This window comes from Paenibacillus sp. FSL R7-0302 (assembly GCF_038006885.1).
Classification (GTDB): domain Bacteria; phylum Bacillota; class Bacilli; order Paenibacillales; family Paenibacillaceae; genus Paenibacillus_AQ.
The window spans coordinates 2,233,236-2,254,221 of record NZ_JBBOWB010000001.1 but is presented as its reverse complement, the minus strand read 5'-3'; the positions used below and the strand labels follow the sequence as shown (position 1 = coordinate 2,254,221).

Here is a 20,986-nt window from a genome sequence, read left to right as displayed (position 1 = left end):
TTTATTGTGTGTCTCCTCCGCCGCGCGTCATCTTTCAGCAAGACTTTCTTCAGAAGAAAGCACCCCTTGTCGAAATCAACCGGCGTGTGTTTTAACACCGTCAATTAATATATCATATTAAAACAGCCTATGCAACGATTACTTTTTTACGGTAATCAGCTTGTCAATAATGGAGTTGATGCTCTCTCCCTTGGTGAAGCTGTAGCTGCCGTATTGAATGATAGTGTTCACCTTACGGCTGTTTGCCGTCTGGAGGAACTTGTTCTTATCCTCGATAACCCCGGCTTCCGCAAGCAGATCTGCCGTCTGGGCGAGCGTAATTCCAGTGGGAATCTTAAGAGAGATTACCCCGTCCACCGCAGCCACAGGCGCTTCAGGTGTAGCCGGAGCCTCTGTAACAGGCTCCGCAGTGTTCTGCGGCTGCACAGGTGCCGAAGGCTTGCCCGGTGTCGCTGCGGCGTTTGGCGTTGCAGCCGGCTTGGGCGGGACAGCAGGCGTAGCTGCCGGCGTTGCTGCTGGCGTCCCGGAAGCCTGGGCCTCGGCCGCTTCCTCCGGGGACGGCGTTGCTGTTGCAGCAGCTTCTGCCGGATCTACAACAGTCAGGTTCAGGCTAGCCGCTTGCCGGATCAGCTCTTCTTTGGTCAGAGGCGCCGTCCGTCCGGCTATCATCAGCTGCAGCAGCAGCGCGCCGGCGATCAGTCCGATCCCTAGTCCCAGCATAAAGAACCGGTTCTTCATCATACGGATTCCTCCTGCTGCGCAAGCTGCAGGATCAGCTGCACCTCGCCCCGCTGCAGACCGGCGGTCTTGGCGATAGAATCAATTGATTTCCCTTGCTCATGCAGCTCGAACAGCCGGGGATACCGCAGCTTGATGGAGCTGACGGGTCTTGGCTTAACAGGAGGCACTGCCTCGGCAGCCTGCTCCCTGCCCTGGGGCTTCTCCGCGTGTCCGGACGAGGCGTCCCGCGAGAAGGTTGCTGACAGCTGAAGCAGTCCCTTCTCTTCTGCGGTCAGCCGCGCATCCATCAGCAGCAGGCTCTTCTGCAGCTCGCCCACCTGCTCCCGCAGTACACCGATCTCTTCCTGCAGGGCCGCCTTATTGCTCTGTGACTGTGTCTTAATACTGCCCACCAGCTTCAGCAGCTCGGAGTTCTCATGCTCGATATCGGCCATGTAGAGCTCCAGAGCCGCCTCCGTCTCCTTCAGGCTCTTCTTCTCCGAGTCTTCCTTACCCGTCCTGGCCGGCAGCCGCAGGGCATAAACAATAGCAACTGCGCCTACCAGCACGATGTATACCCATGGTTCCAAGTGTGTAATCTCCTTCTGCGTTTAATTCATAGGATGCCTTAACTGCATTTGCGGTTATTCTGTCCCAATCAGAGACTGAAATCTATACGGTGCCCTTTATAAGGATGTTCGGCATCATGGGTGTTCTCCTGCTTATCCGGCTTGCGCGGATGAGGCTGACTGCCAGAGCCGCTCCCCTTGCCGCCATCCCGCAGCGCCGATTCTGCAGACTCGTCAACCTCAGTGCTGCGCAGCGAGATTTCCTGGCTATGCTTGATATTCTGGCCTGCCAATTGCTGCTGGTCGAGTGCAGGACGCTGCTGAAGGTTGTTCTGAACTTTGCCCGCATCATGGGTACGGGGCAGCGCAATTTGCAGTTCCACCGGTTTCAGACTCATAAGATCCCTCTTCTCCACTCATTGGTTACAGAATCAAGGAATAGCAGGCCGCCTCGGCTGCCTGCCTGATTATACATACGGTATTATGGATATATCCCCTTCACTGTAAATGAAGGATACCCGCTCCGTCGGGTCCTTGACGAACCTGGTATATCTGCCGATTACGATCTTAGAGCCTCCATAGATTGTCTTGACGACATCAACCTTAGCTCTGCCGGTGTCCTCCAGCATGCGCTCGATCTCCAGCACACGCTCTTTAATTCTCTTTTCATCACGCATATGGGATTGCTTGGTTGCATTAAGCTTGACGCGAAGCGCCACCTTATCTGGCGATAGCTGGCCATTGTTCGCCAGCTGATTAAGCAGATACAGCGCCTTATTGGTCTTGTCCTCATTCTCAAGAAGCTGCCGGAGCTCCTGGCGCAGTTCGTTGATCTCATTTCTCAGCTCGGGAACAACGCCCACTTCAATCGCTGTAGCTGTAGACATGGTATTGCCGATGGTACGGGCGATCACACGCTCGCCTGCCTGTACGATTCCGCCGACGATTAAGCCTTTGGCCCCGTTACACAGTACATCTCGGCCAGCCCGGATGCTGGAATGCATAATGCTTTGGGAGACGATAATATCCTCACCGGCCATAACATTGCCATCCTGGATGAACGAGACCTTAACATTTTTACCGGCGCTGACGAGGCCTTTATTATATCCGATGATGCCGCCCGTAATCTCGATGGACCCGCCCGATATCAGCTCGGCCCCCTCTACCCCGCCGACCACCCGGATATCTCCTGCGGATTTGACGGTGAAGCCGGTAAGCACATTGCCGCGGATGACCACCGTGCCCACGAAATCAATATTGCCTGTGCTGTAATCCACATCACCATTGATTTCATACACCGGAAATACATTGATTTTGCCCTTGTCTGTCAGCGTGACCAATCCGTCAATCGCCGAATACATGGAGGTCTCTTCCTGATCCACCACCACATTCTTGCCTACCTTGAAATGAGCCTCCTTCCCTGCCCGGAACGGAAGCTCCTCCCCGGTTACCGTTCTGCCGCTCACACCGTTCTCTGCCGGAATAACCTTGGCAATAAGCTGGCCCTTCCTTACATTATGCAGCCGGACCAGCTCTTTGTAATCCACCCTGCCATCCTCTTTCTCCAGAGGCTTGCGGTCCTCCTCCATATCAACGGTCAGCACAATGCGGCCATCCTTACCGTTGACAGCAGGCTGTCCAATCGCGATCGGCACCCGGTTCCAGAAATATTCTTCCGGGTTGCTGCTAATCCGCTGCACAATATCATGCTGGATACCGAAACGAATATTGTGACTGGACAGGAAGCTCTCAAGGTCCTCGACCGAACAGGTGAAATTCTCATCCTTCTTGGTGAACTGAAGGTAAGCAATCCCCTTATCCTCCGAAAAAGTAATGCTCAGGTATTGGCTCAATACATATTGACCGATCAATTTCTGCTCCCCCTTGTCACCGTCACCCGGTTAATCATTTTGCATTAGAAGGTCCCGGTTCTTCTCAAGTGTTCCTCTTAGCCGCAAAATAGCTTTGGAATGAAGCTGGGAGATTCGCGAAGGAGACAGTGACATCACTTCCGCAATCTCGCTTAAAGATAAATCCTCATAATATAAAAGGGACACGACGGTCCGTTCTTTCACTGTTAGTTTCTCGATGCCTTTGGTTAGCGTATCCCGCAGGTAGAACTCATTCACTTTACGGTCCGGATTCTTGGCCTTGTCATCTACCAATATGGACATTCGTGTCTCTGATTCTTCTTCACGTATAGGATCTTCGAGTGAACAGAGCGACATTACTGCGACATCCTGCAGCATCGTCTGAAACTCCGTTTCCGAAATATTCAGATACTTGCTCATTTCATCGTCACTTACCGATCTCAAATACTTCTGCTCCAGCTGCTGGTAGGCATCCTCGATTTTTTTCGCTTTTTCGCGTACGGATCTGGGAACCCAGTCACTTTGCCGCAGAGAATCAAGGATCGCTCCCCGAACCCGCCACGATGCATAGGTCTGGAATTGAAGCCCCCGCTTGTAGTCGAATTTTTCGATCGCATCAATGAGTCCCATGACACCGTTGCTGGCCAAATCGTCCTTGGAGACGTTTTTGGGCAGCCCTACTGCCAGACGGCTGGACACGTAATCAACAATATGGAGATAACTCTCAATCAGCTTTTTTTTAGCTTCAGGATCGCCGTGCTCTTTCCACTGCTCCCAAAGCAGGTCTGTTTCCGACTGAGTTGCTTTACGCTCGTTCAACGGCTTTCACCCTTCCCAAAGTTTAGTCAGCGGGCAAACATGCGGCGCAAGATGACGGACTTTCGCCGCAGCACTCGCTTATTCTTCTTTCAGGTGACGAACGGCCTTGGCCAATTCTTCAGGATCTTTCATAGAGACTAGCTTCGGAGGCTGCAAAGGCGTGAACCCCCCGGGCTCTTCACTGACCGCCTCCCGTTTTGGGGTTAGCAGGTCTTTGAGCTCCTGATCCTCTTCAGGTGTACTAATATCAAGCTTCCCGCCAAGAGACTCTCCGTTATCGAACAAACCGGCTTCCGGGTCTGAGGATTCTTTTCCGATAATAAAACCCAATACCCATCTCAGGAAGAAAGCAAGCACAAACCAGATAATAAATCCGTACAGGCCCCGGATCAGGCTGGTACCCAGCAGGTTCTGTCCGTTGTTCGCAAGGAAGGTTAGTACAAATCCGATCAGTCCGGCCACAATATTCAGTAATAGTTTCCTGTTCATGGCTAAATTTCCTTCGGGCCTTTTTGAACGCTGCGGATAAAAATCACTCCGGTATTGCAGGAGATTTCTATCGTGCGCCCATAATTGCCGCCCGTGTCCTCCGCGATAAGCGGAATATGAAGGCTCTCAAGAGCAAGCTTGCAGGATTCCACATTCCGAGGCCCGATCCTCATGGTGTCACTCCCTCCGGCAAAAGCAAACATCTGCGAGCCTCCGGCCATCTTGGCCACAATCCGGCTTCTAACCGCCCCCAGCCCCAGCAGGCGGGCCAAAAGCTCAGGCACAGCAGTATCAGCGAACTTGGCGATATTCAGCTGTCCCTCCCTGGCAATCTCTGACGAGGGCAGCATGACATGAGCCATCCCCGCCAGCTTTTTACCGGGATCAAACAGAGTCAGACCTACGCAGGAGCCGAGACCGGTCGTACGAATAAGGCTGTCCTGGCTGCCTACGTTCAGATCCGCCATACCTACTTTAATGATGCTCTGCTCTTCAATCATTGTCGAACGGTACTCCTAAAGCCTTGAATATTTTGGGGAACGATTCCGGATCGGGAATAAGGAAGAATTGTCCTTCAATTTCATTTTGGCCTTCTAAAAAAGTCGTATCGATCAGCAGCGCATCATCGCCCATCTGACCGAACTGCAGCAGCCCGTAGCCAAGAATCGCTCCGGCCATATCCATTGCAAGCGCCGGCACGGTCGGATACATGGTCAGGGAGGTGAAGTCCGCCAGGGAAGAGAGATAAGAGCCGGCCAGAATATTGCCGATCTCGCTTAGTGCGGATAATTCCATCTCACTCAGCTCACCGCCGCCTGAGACTTCAATGCCGGCAATCCGGCTGAGCAGGTTGCTTGCCGCCTCCGGGGTAAGAATAAAGAACAGGTTGCCCGGGGCTTCACCTTCCACACGCAGGAATACAGCGTATACCAGCTCCTCCGCTCCGCCCACCTTATCAGTGATCTCCTCGAAGCTGAGCAGCTGTACCTTAGGCACGGCCATGTCAATCGGCTTATTGAGCAGCTGGGACAAGGCAGTGGCCGCATTACCGGCACCAATATTCCCTACTTCCTTAAGCACATCCATTTTGAAGTCTTTGAAATTCTTGAATAGCTCCATAGGCTAGCCCTCCAGGCTTTCCAGCTGCACGATTTCACTCTTGTTCAGCACTTCAGACAGGTTAAGCATAATCAACAGACGGTCATCCCCAATTTTGGCTACCCCATCCAGATACTTCGCCTTGATACCCCCTACAACATCCGGCGGTACATCGATAATGTCACGGTTCAAGTCGATGACATCATTGGCTGAATCGACAATGAAGCCTACTTCCATCTCATTCACATTGACGATAATGATCCGGGTCTGGTCGGTGTGCTCCGCTTCTTCGATACCGAATCGTCCGCGCAGATCGATAACCGGAATCACAACACCGCGCAGATTGATCACACCTTTGATAAAGGAATAGGTCTTCGGTACGCGGGTAATCGGCATCATACGTTCAATCGTCTGGACCTTCTCTACTTCAATGCCGTATTCTTCAGTGCCAAGCTTGAATACAATTACTTTGATATCTTCAGCCATGGAATGACCCTCCCTGTTCTAACCTGATTATTTGATAAAAGCATTCGGATCGATAATAAGCGCTACCTGTCCGTCTCCAAGAATCGTGGCTCCGGAAATTCCCTGCACCTCTGGGAGATACTTGCCGAGATTCTTGATTACAATTTCGTTCTGGCCAATGAAGTCCTGCACAGCCAAGGCAACCAGCCGTTCTCCCTTGCGGACAACCACGATCTCCGTCTCCTCTTCCGTGCTTTCATCATAGTCCGGAATGGAGAAGATCTTGCTCAGGGAGACCAGCGGAATATGGCTGCCCCGGAACTCCAGCATTCGGTTGCCGTGAATGGTGCGGATCTGGGATTGCTTCACAATTCCAGTCTCCACGATGGAAGAGAGCGGAATGGCATATTTCTCTGAGCCAAGCCGAACCAGCATCGCTGCAATGATCGACAGGGTCAGCGGAAGCTGAACGGAGAAATTCGTGCCTTTGCCCGGTGTGGAATAGATGGTGACGTTACCGCCCAGGGAAGAGATTTTGGATTTGACCACATCGAGACCCACGCCCCGGCCCGATACATCAGAGATGACCTCAGCTGTACTGAATCCAGGCGCGAAGAGCAGCTGGTACGCTTCGTCATCTGTCATCGTGCCCGCCTGCTCTTGGGTAATCACACCCTTTTTGACAGCAGAGGCTAAGACATTCTTCGGATAGATGCCCTTGCCATCCTCTTCAATCTCGATGAACACATGATTGCCGCTATGGAAGGCCCGGAGCTGGACGGTCCCGGTCTCCGGCTTCCCGGCCGCAATCCGGTCTGCAATGGATTCAATCCCGTGGTCAACCGCATTGCGCAGCAGATGCACCAGCGGATCGCCAATCTCATCAATCACCGTACGGTCAAGCTCTGTATCTGCTCCAGTGATGATTAAATCCACCTTCTTGTCCAGCGATTTCGCCAGATCGCGGATCATCCGCGGGAACCGGTTAAATACGGTGTCTACCGGAACCATGCGGAGCTTCATGACGATATTCTGCAAATCGCCGCTCACCCGGCCCATATGCTCGACCGTTTCGGTAAGATCGCCGTTCTGCACCTCTGAGGCCAGTTGCTCCAGCCGGACACGGTCAATCAGCAGCTCGCTGAACAGATTCATCAGCACATCCAGCCGCTCAATATCCACACGGATGGTCCGGGAAGGCGACGGCGCTCCTCCTGCCCGGGCCGGGGCAGCTTTGCCGTTCTCTTCCTTGGGATGCAGAGAAGCCGCAGGGGAAGCATTGCCGGCAGCAACGGGAGCAGCTTCCTGCACCGGAGCCGGAGCGGGCGCTTCGGCTGTAGCTGCCGCAGTGTCTTGTCCCATTTGGCGAAGTGACTCCTGATCAAGCGCCACAGCGGTAACCGCTTCGATCTCTGACAGATTCAGAATCATCTTCTGAATCTCACTTGCATCCTTTTGGGTTATGTAGTAGAGGGAGAATCCGTAATCGAATTTCTCCTGCTCTATGTCCTGAACCGAAGGGAAGGATTTCACGACTTCTCCTGAACGCTCCAGAAGGTCGAAGACCATGTAGGCACGTACGGCTTTGAGCTGACAGTCCTTGCGGATCGCCACATCCACATACAGCACCTGATGGCCTTCCTGAAGGGATTGCTCCAGCACGGAGTACTGGAATTCATCCAGGAACACCTGGGCCGCGCTGGCATTGCCGGACGCAGCGGCAGTGACTTCAGCAGAAGCATTGCCGGCAGAAGGGACCTCTCCGCGTACGATGGCCTGCAGGGAAGAGACAATCGCTGTTACATCGGCCTTGCCCGCTCCCCCGCCGGTGATATCCTCCACCATGGATTCCAGCGCGTCAATACTTTGGAACAGGGTATCAAAAATGAAGTCCTGCATCCGCAGTTTGTTATTGCGCACCAGATCGAGCACGTTCTCCATTTGGTGCGTAAGCGAAGCCAAATCTTCAAACCCCATTGTAGCCGCCATACCTTTCAAGGTATGGGCGGAGCGGAAAATCACCTGAACAATACTCAGATCCTCCGGATTCGCTTCCAGCCCCATCATGCTCTCGTTCAAAGACTGCAGATGATCATTTGACTCATCAATAAACATGGATAAGTATTGGTTCATGTCCATGAGCGGGTACCTCCCCTTCGAGTTCGCTATTCCATTATTTAACGGCTTGTACCAGCCTTGGAGCAATTTCTTGCAAAGGCAGGATGTGTCTTACACACTTCAACTCTACTGCAGACCTCGGCATTCCGTATACCACACAGGTTTCTTCACTCTCTGCAAAGGTTGATGTCACCCCCGAATCATAGAGTGCTTTCATCATACGGGCCCCGTCGCTGCCCATCCCCGTCATAATGACGGCATGACGTTCCAGCGAGGTAAGCTGCAATACCGATTCAAACAGTGTATCTACAGAAGGACGATGTCCATTACGGACCTCTTCCTTAGTAAGCTCTATCATGTATTGGCCGCCAGGCGCAGGAACCACTGTCAGGTGATAGCCCCCGGGGGCAATATACGCCGCACCCTGCCGGAGAATCATACCGTGCTCCGCTTCCGCGACCTCCAGCGCGCTGAAGGTATTCAGACGCTGGGCCAGCGACTTGGTGAAGTTAGGCGGCATATGCTGGACAATGACAATCGGTGCCGGGAAGTCACCGGGAATGTTCTCCAGGAACGCCTTCAGCGCTCTCGGACCTCCGGTTGAGCAGCCTACAGCAACCAGCTTGCGCACGCTCCGGCTTCCGCTTGCCTGGCCTCCTGTTGCTGCAGGAGGTTCTGCGAACGAGCCTGCAGCAACTTCAGCAGCCGCCCGTTGTCCAGCCCATCCGGCGCCCGGCGCCTCCTGGGAGCGGCCTTTGAACCTCTCGGGAGCCGGTTTAGGCACTGCCGGCGCTGGCTTGACTACCCGCTTCGCAGTGGGCGGCTCAGTGCGGGCTTCCGGCTTCCGTTTGTCAGCAGGCGGTTCAAGCGGCGCCCTGACCCTCGGCTTCTCCGTGCCCAGAAGCGGTGCTTTATCCGCTTCTTTCTTGGACGGCTCCAGCTTCCTTCTTACCGGTTCCACAACAGCCCGCGGAGCAGGCGGTTCAGCAGCGGGAGGAGGAGGCTCAGGCGATTTGACGGCGGAAGCGCGGGCTTCACGCCGCTCGCGCGCCAGCATCGCTTCCTTCATCTGCTCCCGGAGGGACACTCCGACAGCGATGATATCCTGGGAGTTTGAAATGGACGGCTTTCGGATGAAATCGAAAGCCCCCCACTCCAAGGCCAGAATCGTCTCCTTCATCCCCTCTTCATTGATGCCGGACAGCATAATCACCGGGAGCGGACGCTGGGCCATGATACTTTTGAGCGCCTCCAGGCCATTCATCTCAGGCATCTCCACATCCATGGTTACGAGATCCGGACGAAGCTCGTTAACCTTCTCAATCGCCTCGCGTCCGTTGGCAGCTGTCGCTGTGACTTGAAAGTCGGCATCATTCTCTATTAAATCGGAAATGATCTTGCGCATGAATGCAGAATCATCAACAACCAGAACTTTATATGGCCTCATAGCTTTTCCACCTCTGTGCCTCAAATTCAGAACAATTATCTGTTTCGTTTCAACCACTTGCTGATGAATCCCTTGATGCCTTGAACTTTAGCGGTTTCTACTGAATCCACAGCCAGATAGCTCTGCGCAAGCCTCTGCACATCCCTGGCTGCAATACTGTTCGGAAAAGCCACTGAGAATGGAATTTGTTTCTTAACGGCCTGTACTACATGCGGATCACTGCTGATGTAACCGAGGAAGGGAAGCTCAAGCTGCAGGAACCGGCTGGCCGCCATCCGGATTTTGTCACTGGTGGCCCGTGCCTCCCGTTCATCCCCTGCCTGATTGACAATCAGCCTGAACGAAACCTCAGGATGCGAATTATGAACAACCTTCATCAGCGCATATGCATCTGTAATTGCGGTAGGCTCAGGCGTGGTCACCACCAGGCAGTCATCGGCAGAAGTGATGAATTTCATCGTTTCCTTGGACAGCCCCGCCCCTGTGTCGAACAGGATGAAATCCATGGTATCGGCAATGCTTGCAATCTGTGTGGTAAAGTAATTCAGATCCGCCTCCGAGAGTGTGAACAGCTCGTCCATCCCGGAGCCCCCTGCAATGAAGGGCAACGCCTGCGGTCCGAGCTGAATGATCTGTCCGATATCCGCTTCCCGCTTGAGCAGGTGGTACAGATTGTATCTGGAGGAGACACCCATAAGGACATCAATATTGGCCATGCCGATATCGGCATCGAACAGAAGCACTCTCCGTCCCATGGCCTTCAGTGCAAGCGCGAAGTTAAGGGTGAAATTCGACTTTCCGACTCCCCCCTTCCCGCTGCATACCGTGATAATCCGGGCGGAGGCACCGCTTCCGGGAGCCTGCCTTGTATCCTGGCTGGAGACCAGCCGTCTTAATGCCTGCGCCTGGTCCATCACCCGCCCCCTGTTCCCAGCAGCATGCCGCCAATCTGCTCCCCTGTGGCCATAAGAAGATCATCAGGAACATTCTGTCCGTTGGTAATATAAGAGAGCTTCAGCGGATAATCATTCAGGACATTGAACAGCGGGCCGTAGCTCCCCGTTTCATCCAGCTTCGTGAATACAACCTTATCCAGCTGGTATCTGCCGAAGTGCTCCGCGATCTTTTTCATATCGCGGCTCTTCGAGGTCAGGCTCAGCACCAGCAGGGTCTCGCTCTTAAGCTCCTTGGCCAGCAGGCTCTGCAGTTCTGCCACCAGCATTTCATTGCGGTAATTCCGTCCGGCGGTGTCCATTAACACCAGATCACAGCTCTCCAGCCGGAACATCGCCCGCTGCAGATCACCCGGCGACTGGACAACCTCCAGCGGCATGTTGAGAATGGAGGCGTAGGTTCGAAGCTGTTCAACGGCCGATATCCGGTAAGTATCCGAGGTAATCAGCCCAACCTTGCGGCCCTGCTTGAACAGCTGCTCCGCTGCCAGCTTGGCAATCGTTGTCGTCTTGCCGACCCCAGTCGGCCCGGCAATATATACAATCCGGGTATCCGGGGCAATACCGCCGGCAATGCGTCCTGACAGAAAACCATCAATCTGCTCTCTGAGCACAGCCTCGAATTGCTCCGGCCCCCAGCTGCTTCCTTCCTCACGGTAACGCTCCAGAACATGTCCGATCCATTCCTCTACGAGAACAGCGTCAGTCTCCTGGTCAATCAGGCGGCTGCGTAAGGATTCCAGCGCATCAGGCAGCTCGGCTGCCCCTGAGGAATAACGTGCGATACGTTCCATCCATTGCTTCATATCCCGGATCTCCCGCAGAACATCGCTTTCAGTGGGAGCAGTATGCTCAGGTTCAGACTGCTCTGTTGCAAGCGATTCATAGATCGCTGCAAGCTTCTTCCGGTTCTCCTCCGGCTGCGGTACAGACGACTGGCCTGCTGTAATATCCTCAGTGCGGATATCCGGCGGCTCTGTCTTGGTCAAAGGCGGCATCACAGCGACGCCTCCGCCCTGCTCCAGCGGATCAGCCAGCGCTGCGGCAATCTCGGCAAACGACTTGGCTGCTGCCGCATCTCTTACCGTCACAGGCGGCGGGAGAGGAGGAGCAGCGGCTGAGGCAGCCTTCTGATAGGCCTCTGGCACTGCATTTCGCGGTACATTCATGGGCGGTGCAGGAATCTTCTCCTGCGCGGCCGCCTTTGTACCGTTCTCCACAGCAGCCACAACCTCAATCTTCTTTTTCGTGAACATGCCCATGAATCCGCCGACCTTTATTTCTTTGGTGCTTAAAATAACGGCATCGCTTCCAAGCTCGCTGCGGATCGAATGCATGGCGTCAGGCATCGTATCGACCACATAACGCTTCACTCTCATAAGTTCACCACCCCGACGCTTTGAATTTCAATGTTTGGCTCCAGCTCGCTGTAGGAGAGCACCGGGATATCCTGCATGGTTCGCTCAATCACCTGGCGCAGATACATGCGAATCGTTGGAGAGGTTAGTACAATCGGCTGCTGGCCGGATTGCAGGAGACGGTTGATCTGCTCCGTAAGCCGCTGATAGACGGTTTGGGTAGATACCGGATCGAGCGCCAAGTAGCTGCCCTGCTCCGTCTGCTGCACGCTCTCGGAAATTTTTTTCTCAAGTCCGGGGCCTACGGTAATGACACGCAGGGTCTCCCCCGTCTGAGAGAACTGCTGGGTAATCTGTCTGGAGAGGGATTGCCGCACATATTCAGTCAGAATGTCAGGGTCCTTGGTATACGTGCCGTAATCGGCAAGCGTCTCGAAGATGGTGACCAGATCGCGGATGGATATTTTCTCCCGCAGCAGCTTGCCCAGCACCTTCTGAATATCCCCGACGGCTAGAATAGAAGGGATCAGCTCGTCCACCAGCACAGGATAATTCTCCCTGAGGTTGTCGACCAGCTGCTTCGTCTCCTGACGGCCCAGCAATTCGTGTCCATATCGTTTGATCAGCTCGGTCAGATGTGTGGCTACAACGGAAGGCGGGTCAACTACGGTATAGCCGGATAATTCAGCCCGCTCCTTCACCGACTCATCGATCCATAGGGCAGGCAGCCCAAAGGATGGTTCGATAGTCTCAATCCCGCTAATCGACTCATCATCATAACCGGGGCTCATGGCGAGATAGTGATTAAGTAATAATTCACCGCCGCCAACGTTATTTCCTTTAATTTTGATGACATATTCATTCGGTTTTAGTTGAATATTGTCGCGAATACGAATAACCGGCACGACAAGACCCATCTCCAGTGCACATTGCCGTCGAATCATGATGATACGGTCGAGCAGATCGCCGCCCTGCCCCGTATCCGCCAAAGGAATCAGACCATAACCAAATTCGAATTCGATCGGGTCCACCGTAAGCAGATTGATGACACTTTCGGGACTTCGCACCTCTTCGATCTGCTTCTCCTCGACCAGTTGTTCATCGGCCATCTGCTGCCTGCTGGCCTTCTGCCCCATACTGTAAGCCGCGTAAGCCATCAGCCCTGCCAAAGGAAGCGTGGACATAATCGTAATCGGGGTAAAGAAACCCAGAAACGCAATTGTCGCAGCCACTATGTATAGAAGCTTCGGATAAGACAGCAATTGTCCGGTCAGATCCTCGGCCAGATTGCCTTCCGAAGCCGCCCGGGTAACGATCAGACCGGAAGCCGTGGAGATCAGCAGGGCCGGAATCTGGCTGACCAGACCGTCACCGATGGTCAGTACAGAGTAGGTTGAGAGTGCTGTCTGGAACGACATGCCGTGAACGGTCATACCGATAATGAAGCCGCCGATCAGGTTGATAATGAGGATGATGATACTGGCAATGGCGTCACCTTTGACGAACTTACTCGCACCATCCATGGCTCCGAAGAAATCCGCCTCGCGTTCGACATTACGGCGGCGTTCCCGTGCCTGCTGCTCATTGATCATCCCCGCATTCAGATCCGCATCAATACTCATCTGCTTACCGGGCATCGCATCCAGTGTGAAGCGGGCGCCTACCTCGGCCACGCGCTCAGAACCCTTGGTGATAACAATGAACTGAACCACAACCAGGATCAGGAAGACAATGAACCCGATCGCGATCTGTCCCCTGGCAATCCAGCTTCCGAAGGTCGCTACGACCTCCCCGGCATGGCCATCAGCCAGAATCAGCTTGGTTGTGGACAGGTTCAGCGCTAAGCGGAACAGCGTGGTGATCAGGAGCAGTGAAGGAAATATTGAGAACTGCAGCGGATCTCTGGTATTCATAGCGACCAATATAATGGTCAGGGCTATCGAGATATTGATAATTAACAGTACATCCAAAAGCCAGACAGGGATGGGCAGAATCATCATCAGCACGATACCGATAATGCCCAGTAGAACTGTTAGATCTTTAGCTTTCAATGTCCTTAACCTCCCCCGGCTTATCTCCTCTTGCCTTTAAGCTTGTATACATAGGCCAGCACTTCGGCAACTGCCTGGAACAGATCAGCCGGCACTACATCACCGATCTCCGCTCTCTGGAACAATGCCCGTGCCAGCGGCTTATTCTCCATCGTTACAACACCATGCTCCTTGGCCAGCTCCCTGATGCGGAGTGCCACATAATCCTGGCCCTTGGCTATAATCTGAGGAGCCTCCATTGTGGAACCGTCATACTTCAGGGCGACTGCAAAGTGGGTCGGGTTCGTGATGATAACATCGGCCTTGGGGACCTCCTGCATCATCCGCTGCATCGCCATTCTGCGCTGACGTTCCCTGATCTTGCCTTTGATGATGGGGTCGCCCTCCATCTTTTTGTACTCATCCTTAATGTCCTGCTTGGACATCTTGAGACTCTTCTCATGCTCGTATTTCTGATAGATATAGTCCAGTACAGCCATTATAAAAAGAGCCGCTGCAATCTTGATGCCCAGGCTCATGGTCAGCTTCGCAACGAAGCTGTATGTCCCTTCCGCATCGACATGCGAGAGACGTGAAAAGCTCTCCTTCTGTCCCCAAAGCGTACTGTAGACCAGATAGGCAATCAGGATGAGCTTGAAGACAGATTTGAGGAACTCTACTACGGAACGCATGGAAAAAATATTTTTGAAGCCTTTGATGGGGTTAATCTTGCTGAACTTAGGCGTAATTCCTTCGCCCGAAGCCATAAAGCCTACCTGTGCGAAATTTGCCACAAGCGCCAGCAGGAAGGTGATGCCCAGCAGCGGAGCGAGCAGAATGAGGATCTGCAGCCCGTACTGGTTGAACAGTGCCGAGATATTCTCCGGTGTTACCTCAAGCATCATCCGGTTCTGGAACACATCTGTATACAGCTTGATAAACCGTTCTTTCATGAAGCCGCCGAAGACGCTCAGTGACAGCAGCGCCGAGAAGAGGACCACTGCACCTGACATTTCAGCACTTTTGGCAACCTGCCCCTTCTTGCGGGCATCCTGCCGTTTCTTCGGAGTGGCCTTCTCTGTCTTATCTCCCCCGAACAGCTGAAGGTTCAGTTTGTATCTTGCCTGTTTTGCCAAGACGATCTCTCCTTACCGTAGCCTAAGGGCTCTTCCCAATGAGGCCAAGCAGATTGTGCATGGACTCGAACATAATCTCGAAGAGATTCTGGAACAGCGCAGCCAGCCCCGGCATCAGTATAAGAAGCAGCGCCAGACCGATAATGATTTTGAGCGGAACACCGATGACAAACACATTATATTGCGGAGCCGTTCTCGCCAGGAAGGCCAGGCCTACATCCGTCAGGAACAGTGCAGCGACCAGCGGAGCCGACATTTGGAAGGCCAGCATAAAGGATTGGGCAAAGGTGCGGATCAGAAACTCCGACAAGCTTCCGCCGATCATTTTGAGGAACAGATCATTATCTATCGGCACCCATTTATAGCTGTATACGATAGCATCCAGCAGGTAGTGGTGGCCATTCATGCTCAGGAACAGCAGCAGTGCAATCATATACTTGAAGTTGCCGATAATCGGTGCCGAAGCCCCGGTCATCGGGTCAATGACGTTCGCAATCCCGAACCCGATCTGAATATCGATAAAAGAGCCCGCAGTCTGAATCGTCATAAACATCAGGTAGGCGATAAACCCAAGCAACAGCCCGATTAATGCCTCCCTGATAATCAGGAGGATAAACCCCAGATCCTGCGGAACCGTAATATTCATGCTGCCTGAGCTGAAGATGACCATGGACACAAAAAAAGACAAACCGATTTTGAATGTTGCCGGCACGCTTTGTGACGAAAAGACAGGAACGACAACAAAAAAGGCGGTAATTCGACAAAAAATCAACAGAAAGACAGGAAAACTTTGCAGCAGGGTCTCTATATTCATAGTCTCAACCGATATACATATAGAGACTGCCCAGAATTTGACTGGTGAAATCCACCAGCTTCGTTATAATCCACGGACCGAACAGCAGTAGAGCAAGCAGTACGGCAACGATTTTGGGAACAAACGCCAGGGTCTGCTCCTGAATCTGGGTCGTGGCTTGAAAAATACTGACGATCAGTCCTACCACCAGACCAAGAATCAGCATGGGGGCGCTGGTCTCCAGCACTAAATATACGGCTTGGCCGGCCAGACCGATAATAAACTCCGCATTCATCCCATGTGCCTCCTCTTACAAGTCAGGTGTTAAAACTCAGCAGCAGTGATTTGACTACTAGGTACCAGCCGTCCACCAGCACAAAGAGCATAATTTTGAAAGGCAAAGATATCATGACCGGCGGCAGCATCATCATCCCCATGGCCATCAGGGTGCTGGACACCACAATATCAATAATAAGAAAAGGAATAAAAATCATAAAGCCCATGGTAAAAGCCTTCTTCATCTCGCCGATTGCAAAAGCAGGTACCATTACTGTTAAAGGAATATCATTATAGCTGGCTGGCTTCACTGTAGCGTTATTGCCGGTATAGTTCATGAACAGCAGCAGGTCCTTCGTGTTCGTCTGCTTGAACATAAACTCCTTAATCGGCTCCTGCGCTTTGTTCAGTGCTTCGCTCTGGGTCAGGGTGCCCTTCATATAGGGCTGTAAGGCCGTCTCGTTCACGGTTGCCAGCGTCGGCGACATAATGAACAGGGTTAAGAATAGAGCCAGCCCTACAAGCACCTGATTCGGAGGCATCTGCTGTGTACCAAGTGAGGTTCTTACGAACCCAAGTACGATCACGATCCGCGTGAAGCTGGTCATCAGCACCAGGAATGAAGGAGCAATGCTAAGCACCGTTACCAGCAGCAGGATGGAGATGGAGCTTGTCCCTCCGCTTGGAGCATCGTTGTCCCCCACCGAAATATTGATATTAGGAATCGGGTCAGCATGAACCGGATGCAGGAGCAGCACACTGAAAATACCAAGCAGCAAAAAAGAAAGAATCAGCTTTTTTTTCATAAATCCTCCGACTCTTTCCTGAGATCCTCATCCCTGCGCAGTTCCTCCAGCTTCTCTTTGCGCTCTGGCGCCAGGGCAAGCTTGGATTGCAGCGTCTCATAGAAAGACGAAGTCTCATGAATCTCAATTTCCTGGGACGGCACCTCACCGCGCAGCTTGGACTTGATTTTGGCGATAAGCGGTGCCATGAAGTTGTCCGTTCCTGAGGCCTGGTCTTCAAAAGCGGATATAATCAGCGCTACCTCTGCCGGATCGGTGATCTTATCCATCATGGTGATGTCCTCGCCCACTCCGATCAGATAGAGGCTGCCGCCCAGCTCAATGACCTGAACCGACTTATTCGGACCCAGCCCCAGCGCACCCAGCGTACGGATGGAACGGCCGCTCATCAGAGTCTGATTGCGGCGTCCCAGAAAACGGATCAGCAGCACGATAAGAATAACAATGACTGCCAGAAAAAAAACAACCTTCAATAAATTCAGCAGGGCATTACTACTGTCTCCGAGCGTTCCGGAAGCAAATAACATACCTCTTTCCTATATACCCAGCGTTTTATTGATGGCTTCAATGACACGGTCTGCCTGGAAAGGCTTCACAATAAAGTCCTTGGCACCGGCCTGGATTGCATCAATAACCATAGCCTGCTGACCCATGGCTGAACACATAATGACTTTGGCATTGGCATCTACTTTTTTGATCTCCTTAAGGGCGGCGATTCCGTCCATTTCAGGCATGGTGATATCCATCGTGATCAGATCCGGGCGCAGTTCCTTAAATTTCTCTATAGCCTGTGAACCGTCCTGGGCTTCACCCACTACCTCAAATCCGTTCTTCGACAAAATGTCCCGGATCATCATTCTCATAAATGCTGCATCGTCCACGATTAGAATTCGGTTAGCCATTTTTACAAAATCCTCCCTAAGTATGCTTATTGTAATTTTTGTATACGGTCCCACTGGCTGACGATATCCGTAACGCGGACACCGAAGTTCTCGTCGATAACTACGACTTCCCCCTTGGCAATGAGCTTGTTGTTAACCAGAATGTCAACAGGCTCACCTGCCAGCTTGTCCAGTTCAATAATTGAACCTTGCGACATTTCCAGAATATCTTTGATCTGCTTCTGGGTCCTTCCTAATTCTACGGTTACCTTCAGTGGTATGTCCATTAATAAATTTAAATTATTTTCGTCAATATTGCCAAAAGCCCCTGCACTCAGATTCGCAAATTGCACAGGCTGCACATTTACATTACGGCCCTGTGCCGGATTCTGCGGCTGAGCCTGCGGATAGGGCGTGCCTTGCGGCGGCATTCCGTAAGGCGGCATGCCCTGCATCCCATACGCCGGCATCCCTGCCGGAGGATAATAATATCCCCCTTCCGGCATTCCCGGATAAGGCGGCATGCCCTGACCCTGCGGCGGATATTGCGGCGGGTACCCTCCCGCCTCCGGCGCTGGCATCTGCTGCTGAGCTGCAGGCGGCGCCTGCGCTGGTTCCGGTGCTGGTGCTGGTGCGGCTGCCGCAGCCGGAGGCGGTGTAGCTTCCGCAGAGGAGACTGCCGCTTCCTGGTCAGCCTGGCTGACATCGCCTAGCAGCATGGTCACCATATCCTTGGCGAATTGTACAGGCAGCAGCTGCATGATCGTGGAATCAATCAGATCACCGATCTTGAGGCGGAAGGAAATCTGGATCAGAGTCTCATCATCCGGCAGGCTGCCTACACCTTCTCCGCTGGACATGTTAAGAATATCAATGCCAGGCGGAGAAATGTTGACGAATCTGTTGAAGATCGTTGACATTGAGGTAGCGGACGAGCCCATCATCTGGTTCATCGCTTCCTGCACGGCACTGATATGAATCTCGTTCAGTTCCTCGTCTTTGGGATCTCCTTCCCCGCCGAGCATCAAGTCGGCAATGACCTGTGCATCCCGGATCTTGATCACCAGAGAATTAATTCCCTGGAAACCGTCAACATACTGTACGTGAACAGCTACATGAGGTTTGGGAAAGGCTTCCTCGAACTCTCCGCGTGTAATAATGGATACCTTAGGGGTAGTAATGTCTACCTTCTTACCCAGCAAGGTGGAGAGTGCGGTTGCCGCACTTCCGAAGGTGATATTGCCGATCTCTCCCAATGCATCCTGTTCAAAAGGTGTTAAGTAATCATCCACGGTCTTCGGTGAAGGAGCCAAATTGCCTTCCGCAGACTGTCTAAGAAGAGCATCTATCTCTTCCTGGGACAAATAATCTTTACTCGTCAAACTCTTCAACCCCTTCGCTGACAATCTCGTCTATTTGCACAGCCACACGTTCTTTGATCATCCCCGGACTTCCAATGAATTTCAGCTTGTCCCCCACCTTAATCGACAGACCGGAATCCACCGTCTTGTTAAGAGAAATCACGTCGCCGATGCTGAGCCCGAGAAATTCAGCAATGGATAAATTCGATTCGCCCAGCTCAGCCACGATGGGAAGCTGCGCCCGGTGCACTCTTGCCCGGATGGCTTCGAGCTCTACCTCATCCCGCACCTTTTTCTCAGAGACAAACCACTGGTGCACCGAGAGTCTTGACATAATCGGCTCCAGCACAACGTGCGGGATACAGAGATTGATCATCCCCGTTGTGTCTCCTATTTTGGTACTGAGGGAGATCAGGGCAATCGTTTCATTAGGCGATACAATTTGCATAAACTGCGGATTCGTTTCCAGCGCCTCCATCCGGGGATGGATATCAAGCACCGTCTTCCAGGCTTCCTGCAGACTTTCAAAGCATCTGCTGAAAATCCTCTCCATAATGGTCGTTTCGATTTCAGTCAACGCATTGATTTTGGAGGGTGCCGTTCCGAAGCCGCCAAGCAGACGGTCCAGCATGGCAAAAGCAATATTCGGATGCACCTCCATCACCATCCGGCCCTCCAGCGGCTCGGCCTCAAAAATATTCAATATCGTCATTTTGGGAATGGAGCGGATAAACTCGTCATAAGGGAGCTGCTCTACTTGAACGACATTGATCTGCACGAAGGTGCGCAATTGGGCCGAAAAGTACGTTGTAAGGTAGCGGGCAAAGTTATCATGAATCCGGGTTAAGCTGCGGATATGATCTTTGGAGAAGCGTACGGCCCGTTTGAAATCATAGGAGCGGATCTTTTTAGTGGTTTCTTCTTTTTTAAGTTCGTCGGCATCCATTTCACCGGATGAAAGTGCAGCAAGCAGAGCATCAATTTCGTTTTGTGATAGTACATCAACCAATTCAATCACCCCCCTATCAAAGAATAGACCCGCCTGCAGCTACATAGATGCCAGTATAAATTTGGTGAATTCAATCTGGGTGATAGAACCTTCAGTCAAATTCTTATTGATGATGTTCACCAGCTTGCTGCTGAACTGATCTTTGCCGCTGGCCCCATTCAGCTCCTCGGGTTTGGCATCGGCAATCGCTTTGATGATCAGCGGTGTTATTTTAATAGATTTTATCTTTTCGAATTCTTCCTTGGACGACGCCGAATCTAATTGCAGCGCGAGGTCAACTGAAAGGATGTAATCGGGATCGGCAAGATTAGTTTTGATATCATTGATTTCGGCCGTCATCTCAACAATTTGATCAGCAGTCATCTTCTTCGTCTCCACGTTCTGGACAGCCTTGTTCACTTCATTCCCGTCACCCGGGAAAAATCTGTCCATCAGCAAGAATGCAGCGACTACGATAAGTGTAACGGCCAGCAATATCGTGATGAGCCATGGCAGCATCTTTTTCATGAAAGCTCCTCCATTGACTGGACTTTAATGGTGGCAGCGTGTGTGCCTATGTCCCTGTTATATTCCTTGATCTTGCTAATGACTTCATCGGCCTTCTCAAGCACGATCAGCCTTTTGCCGGTTACCAGCGTAATATACGTGTCCGGTGATTCTTCAACCATTTCAACCAGCAGGGCATTCAGCCACATCCCCGCCCCGTTCAATCTTGTTACCGAAATCATGACAGGCCTCCTAACCTAAATAGGGGGAGGAGCTCCTCCCCCACGACTGCAATAACATT

General features: G+C 52.4%; 24 protein-coding genes. All 24 read right to left on the bottom strand.

The features are described from left to right. Positions 1-138: 138 nt before the first annotated feature. The 24 genes from MKY96_RS09805 to MKY96_RS09690 all read right to left on the bottom strand — a co-directional run bounded on the left by MKY96_RS09805 (position 139) and on the right by MKY96_RS09690 (position 20,927). Entirely contained in the window at positions 139-741 is a 603-nt protein-coding gene (locus MKY96_RS09805; RefSeq protein WP_340940096.1) for a hypothetical protein, read from the bottom strand. Continuing rightward, on the bottom strand, positions 738-1,310 hold the full coding sequence (locus tag MKY96_RS09800; RefSeq protein ID WP_340940094.1) for a hypothetical protein: 573 nt from the start codon (positions 1,308-1,310) through the stop codon (positions 738-740). Before MKY96_RS09800 ends, MKY96_RS09805 begins: the two co-directional genes overlap by 4 nt. Positions 1,311-1,378: 68 nt before the next feature. After that, positions 1,379-1,687, bottom strand: a complete 309-nt coding sequence (locus MKY96_RS09795; RefSeq protein ID WP_340940093.1) for a hypothetical protein — start codon at positions 1,685-1,687, stop codon at positions 1,379-1,381. Between the two features lie 69 nt (positions 1,688-1,756). Further along, entirely contained in the window at positions 1,757-3,160 is a 1,404-nt protein-coding gene (locus MKY96_RS09790) for a DUF342 domain-containing protein (protein WP_340940092.1), read from the bottom strand. 30 nt (positions 3,161-3,190) lie between these two features. After that, on the bottom strand, positions 3,191-3,979 hold the full coding sequence (locus tag MKY96_RS09785) for a FliA/WhiG family RNA polymerase sigma factor (protein WP_339310136.1): 789 nt from the start codon (positions 3,977-3,979) through the stop codon (positions 3,191-3,193). Between the two features lie 78 nt (positions 3,980-4,057). Then, positions 4,058-4,468 carry a hypothetical protein gene (locus MKY96_RS09780; protein WP_340940091.1) on the bottom strand — a complete coding sequence of 137 codons (411 nt, stop codon included), beginning with the start codon at positions 4,466-4,468 and terminating at the stop codon, positions 4,058-4,060. 2 nt (positions 4,469-4,470) lie between these two features. Continuing rightward, positions 4,471-4,968 (bottom strand): chemotaxis protein CheD, encoded by a 498-nt coding sequence (locus tag MKY96_RS09775; protein WP_036724701.1) that lies wholly within the window; start codon positions 4,966-4,968, stop codon positions 4,471-4,473. Further along, on the bottom strand, positions 4,961-5,587 hold the full coding sequence (locus MKY96_RS09770) for a chemotaxis protein CheC (protein WP_339310138.1): 627 nt from the start codon (positions 5,585-5,587) through the stop codon (positions 4,961-4,963). Before MKY96_RS09770 ends, MKY96_RS09775 begins: the two co-directional genes overlap by 8 nt. Before the next feature lie 3 nt (positions 5,588-5,590). Continuing rightward, complete coding sequence (locus tag MKY96_RS09765; RefSeq protein WP_036692546.1) at positions 5,591-6,052, bottom strand: chemotaxis protein CheW; 462 nt, start codon at positions 6,050-6,052, stop codon at positions 5,591-5,593. Positions 6,053-6,079: 27 nt separating this feature from the next. Beyond that, positions 6,080-8,170 (bottom strand): chemotaxis protein CheA, encoded by a 2,091-nt coding sequence (locus tag MKY96_RS09760; RefSeq protein ID WP_339310139.1) that lies wholly within the window; start codon positions 8,168-8,170, stop codon positions 6,080-6,082. 34 nt (positions 8,171-8,204) lie between these two features. Further along, positions 8,205-9,596, bottom strand: coding sequence for a protein-glutamate methylesterase/protein-glutamine glutaminase (locus MKY96_RS09755; protein WP_340940089.1), 1,392 nt, complete (start codon positions 9,594-9,596; stop codon positions 8,205-8,207). Between the two features lie 35 nt (positions 9,597-9,631). After that, a complete protein-coding gene (locus MKY96_RS09750; protein WP_036692542.1) occupies positions 9,632-10,513 on the bottom strand; it encodes a MinD/ParA family protein in 882 nt (293 codons plus the stop codon). Continuing rightward, positions 10,510-11,928: a flagellar biosynthesis protein FlhF gene (flhF, locus tag MKY96_RS09745; RefSeq protein WP_340940088.1), complete on the bottom strand. Its 1,419-nt coding sequence runs from the start codon at positions 11,926-11,928 to the stop codon at positions 10,510-10,512. The genes MKY96_RS09750 and flhF overlap by 4 nt, the downstream gene beginning before the upstream one ends. Continuing rightward, positions 11,925-13,958: a flagellar biosynthesis protein FlhA gene (gene flhA, locus MKY96_RS09740; RefSeq protein WP_340940086.1), complete on the bottom strand. Its 2,034-nt coding sequence runs from the start codon at positions 13,956-13,958 to the stop codon at positions 11,925-11,927. The genes flhF and flhA overlap by 4 nt, the downstream gene beginning before the upstream one ends. 20 nt (positions 13,959-13,978) lie before the next feature. Next, positions 13,979-15,073 (bottom strand): flagellar biosynthesis protein FlhB, encoded by a 1,095-nt coding sequence (gene flhB, locus MKY96_RS09735; RefSeq protein ID WP_339310144.1) that lies wholly within the window; start codon positions 15,071-15,073, stop codon positions 13,979-13,981. Between the two features lie 22 nt (positions 15,074-15,095). Beyond that, entirely contained in the window at positions 15,096-15,887 is a 792-nt protein-coding gene (fliR, locus tag MKY96_RS09730; RefSeq protein ID WP_339310146.1) for a flagellar biosynthetic protein FliR, read from the bottom strand. A gap of 4 nt (positions 15,888-15,891) precedes the next feature. After that, positions 15,892-16,161 (bottom strand): flagellar biosynthesis protein FliQ, encoded by a 270-nt coding sequence (gene fliQ / locus MKY96_RS09725; protein ID WP_036692523.1) that lies wholly within the window; start codon positions 16,159-16,161, stop codon positions 15,892-15,894. Between the two features lie 22 nt (positions 16,162-16,183). Beyond that, on the bottom strand, positions 16,184-16,948 hold the full coding sequence (fliP, locus tag MKY96_RS09720; protein WP_036692519.1) for a flagellar type III secretion system pore protein FliP: 765 nt from the start codon (positions 16,946-16,948) through the stop codon (positions 16,184-16,186). Then, positions 16,945-17,475 (bottom strand): flagellar biosynthetic protein FliO, encoded by a 531-nt coding sequence (locus tag MKY96_RS09715; RefSeq protein ID WP_339310149.1) that lies wholly within the window; start codon positions 17,473-17,475, stop codon positions 16,945-16,947. The genes fliP and MKY96_RS09715 overlap by 4 nt, the downstream gene beginning before the upstream one ends. Before the next feature lie 9 nt (positions 17,476-17,484). After that, entirely contained in the window at positions 17,485-17,850 is a 366-nt protein-coding gene (locus MKY96_RS09710; protein WP_036692515.1) for a response regulator, read from the bottom strand. A 26-nt stretch (positions 17,851-17,876) separates the two neighbouring features. Further along, positions 17,877-19,211 (bottom strand): flagellar motor switch phosphatase FliY, encoded by a 1,335-nt coding sequence (gene fliY / locus MKY96_RS09705; protein ID WP_340940082.1) that lies wholly within the window; start codon positions 19,209-19,211, stop codon positions 17,877-17,879. Continuing rightward, a complete protein-coding gene (gene fliM / locus MKY96_RS09700) occupies positions 19,201-20,199 on the bottom strand; it encodes a flagellar motor switch protein FliM (protein WP_036692509.1) in 999 nt (332 codons plus the stop codon). Before fliM ends, fliY begins: the two co-directional genes overlap by 11 nt. Before the next feature lie 39 nt (positions 20,200-20,238). Then, complete coding sequence (locus tag MKY96_RS09695; protein ID WP_340940080.1) at positions 20,239-20,706, bottom strand: flagellar basal body-associated FliL family protein; 468 nt, start codon at positions 20,704-20,706, stop codon at positions 20,239-20,241. Next, a complete protein-coding gene (locus tag MKY96_RS09690; protein WP_036724671.1) occupies positions 20,703-20,927 on the bottom strand; it encodes a flagellar FlbD family protein in 225 nt (74 codons plus the stop codon). The genes MKY96_RS09695 and MKY96_RS09690 overlap by 4 nt, the downstream gene beginning before the upstream one ends. Positions 20,928-20,986 lie beyond the last annotated feature (59 nt).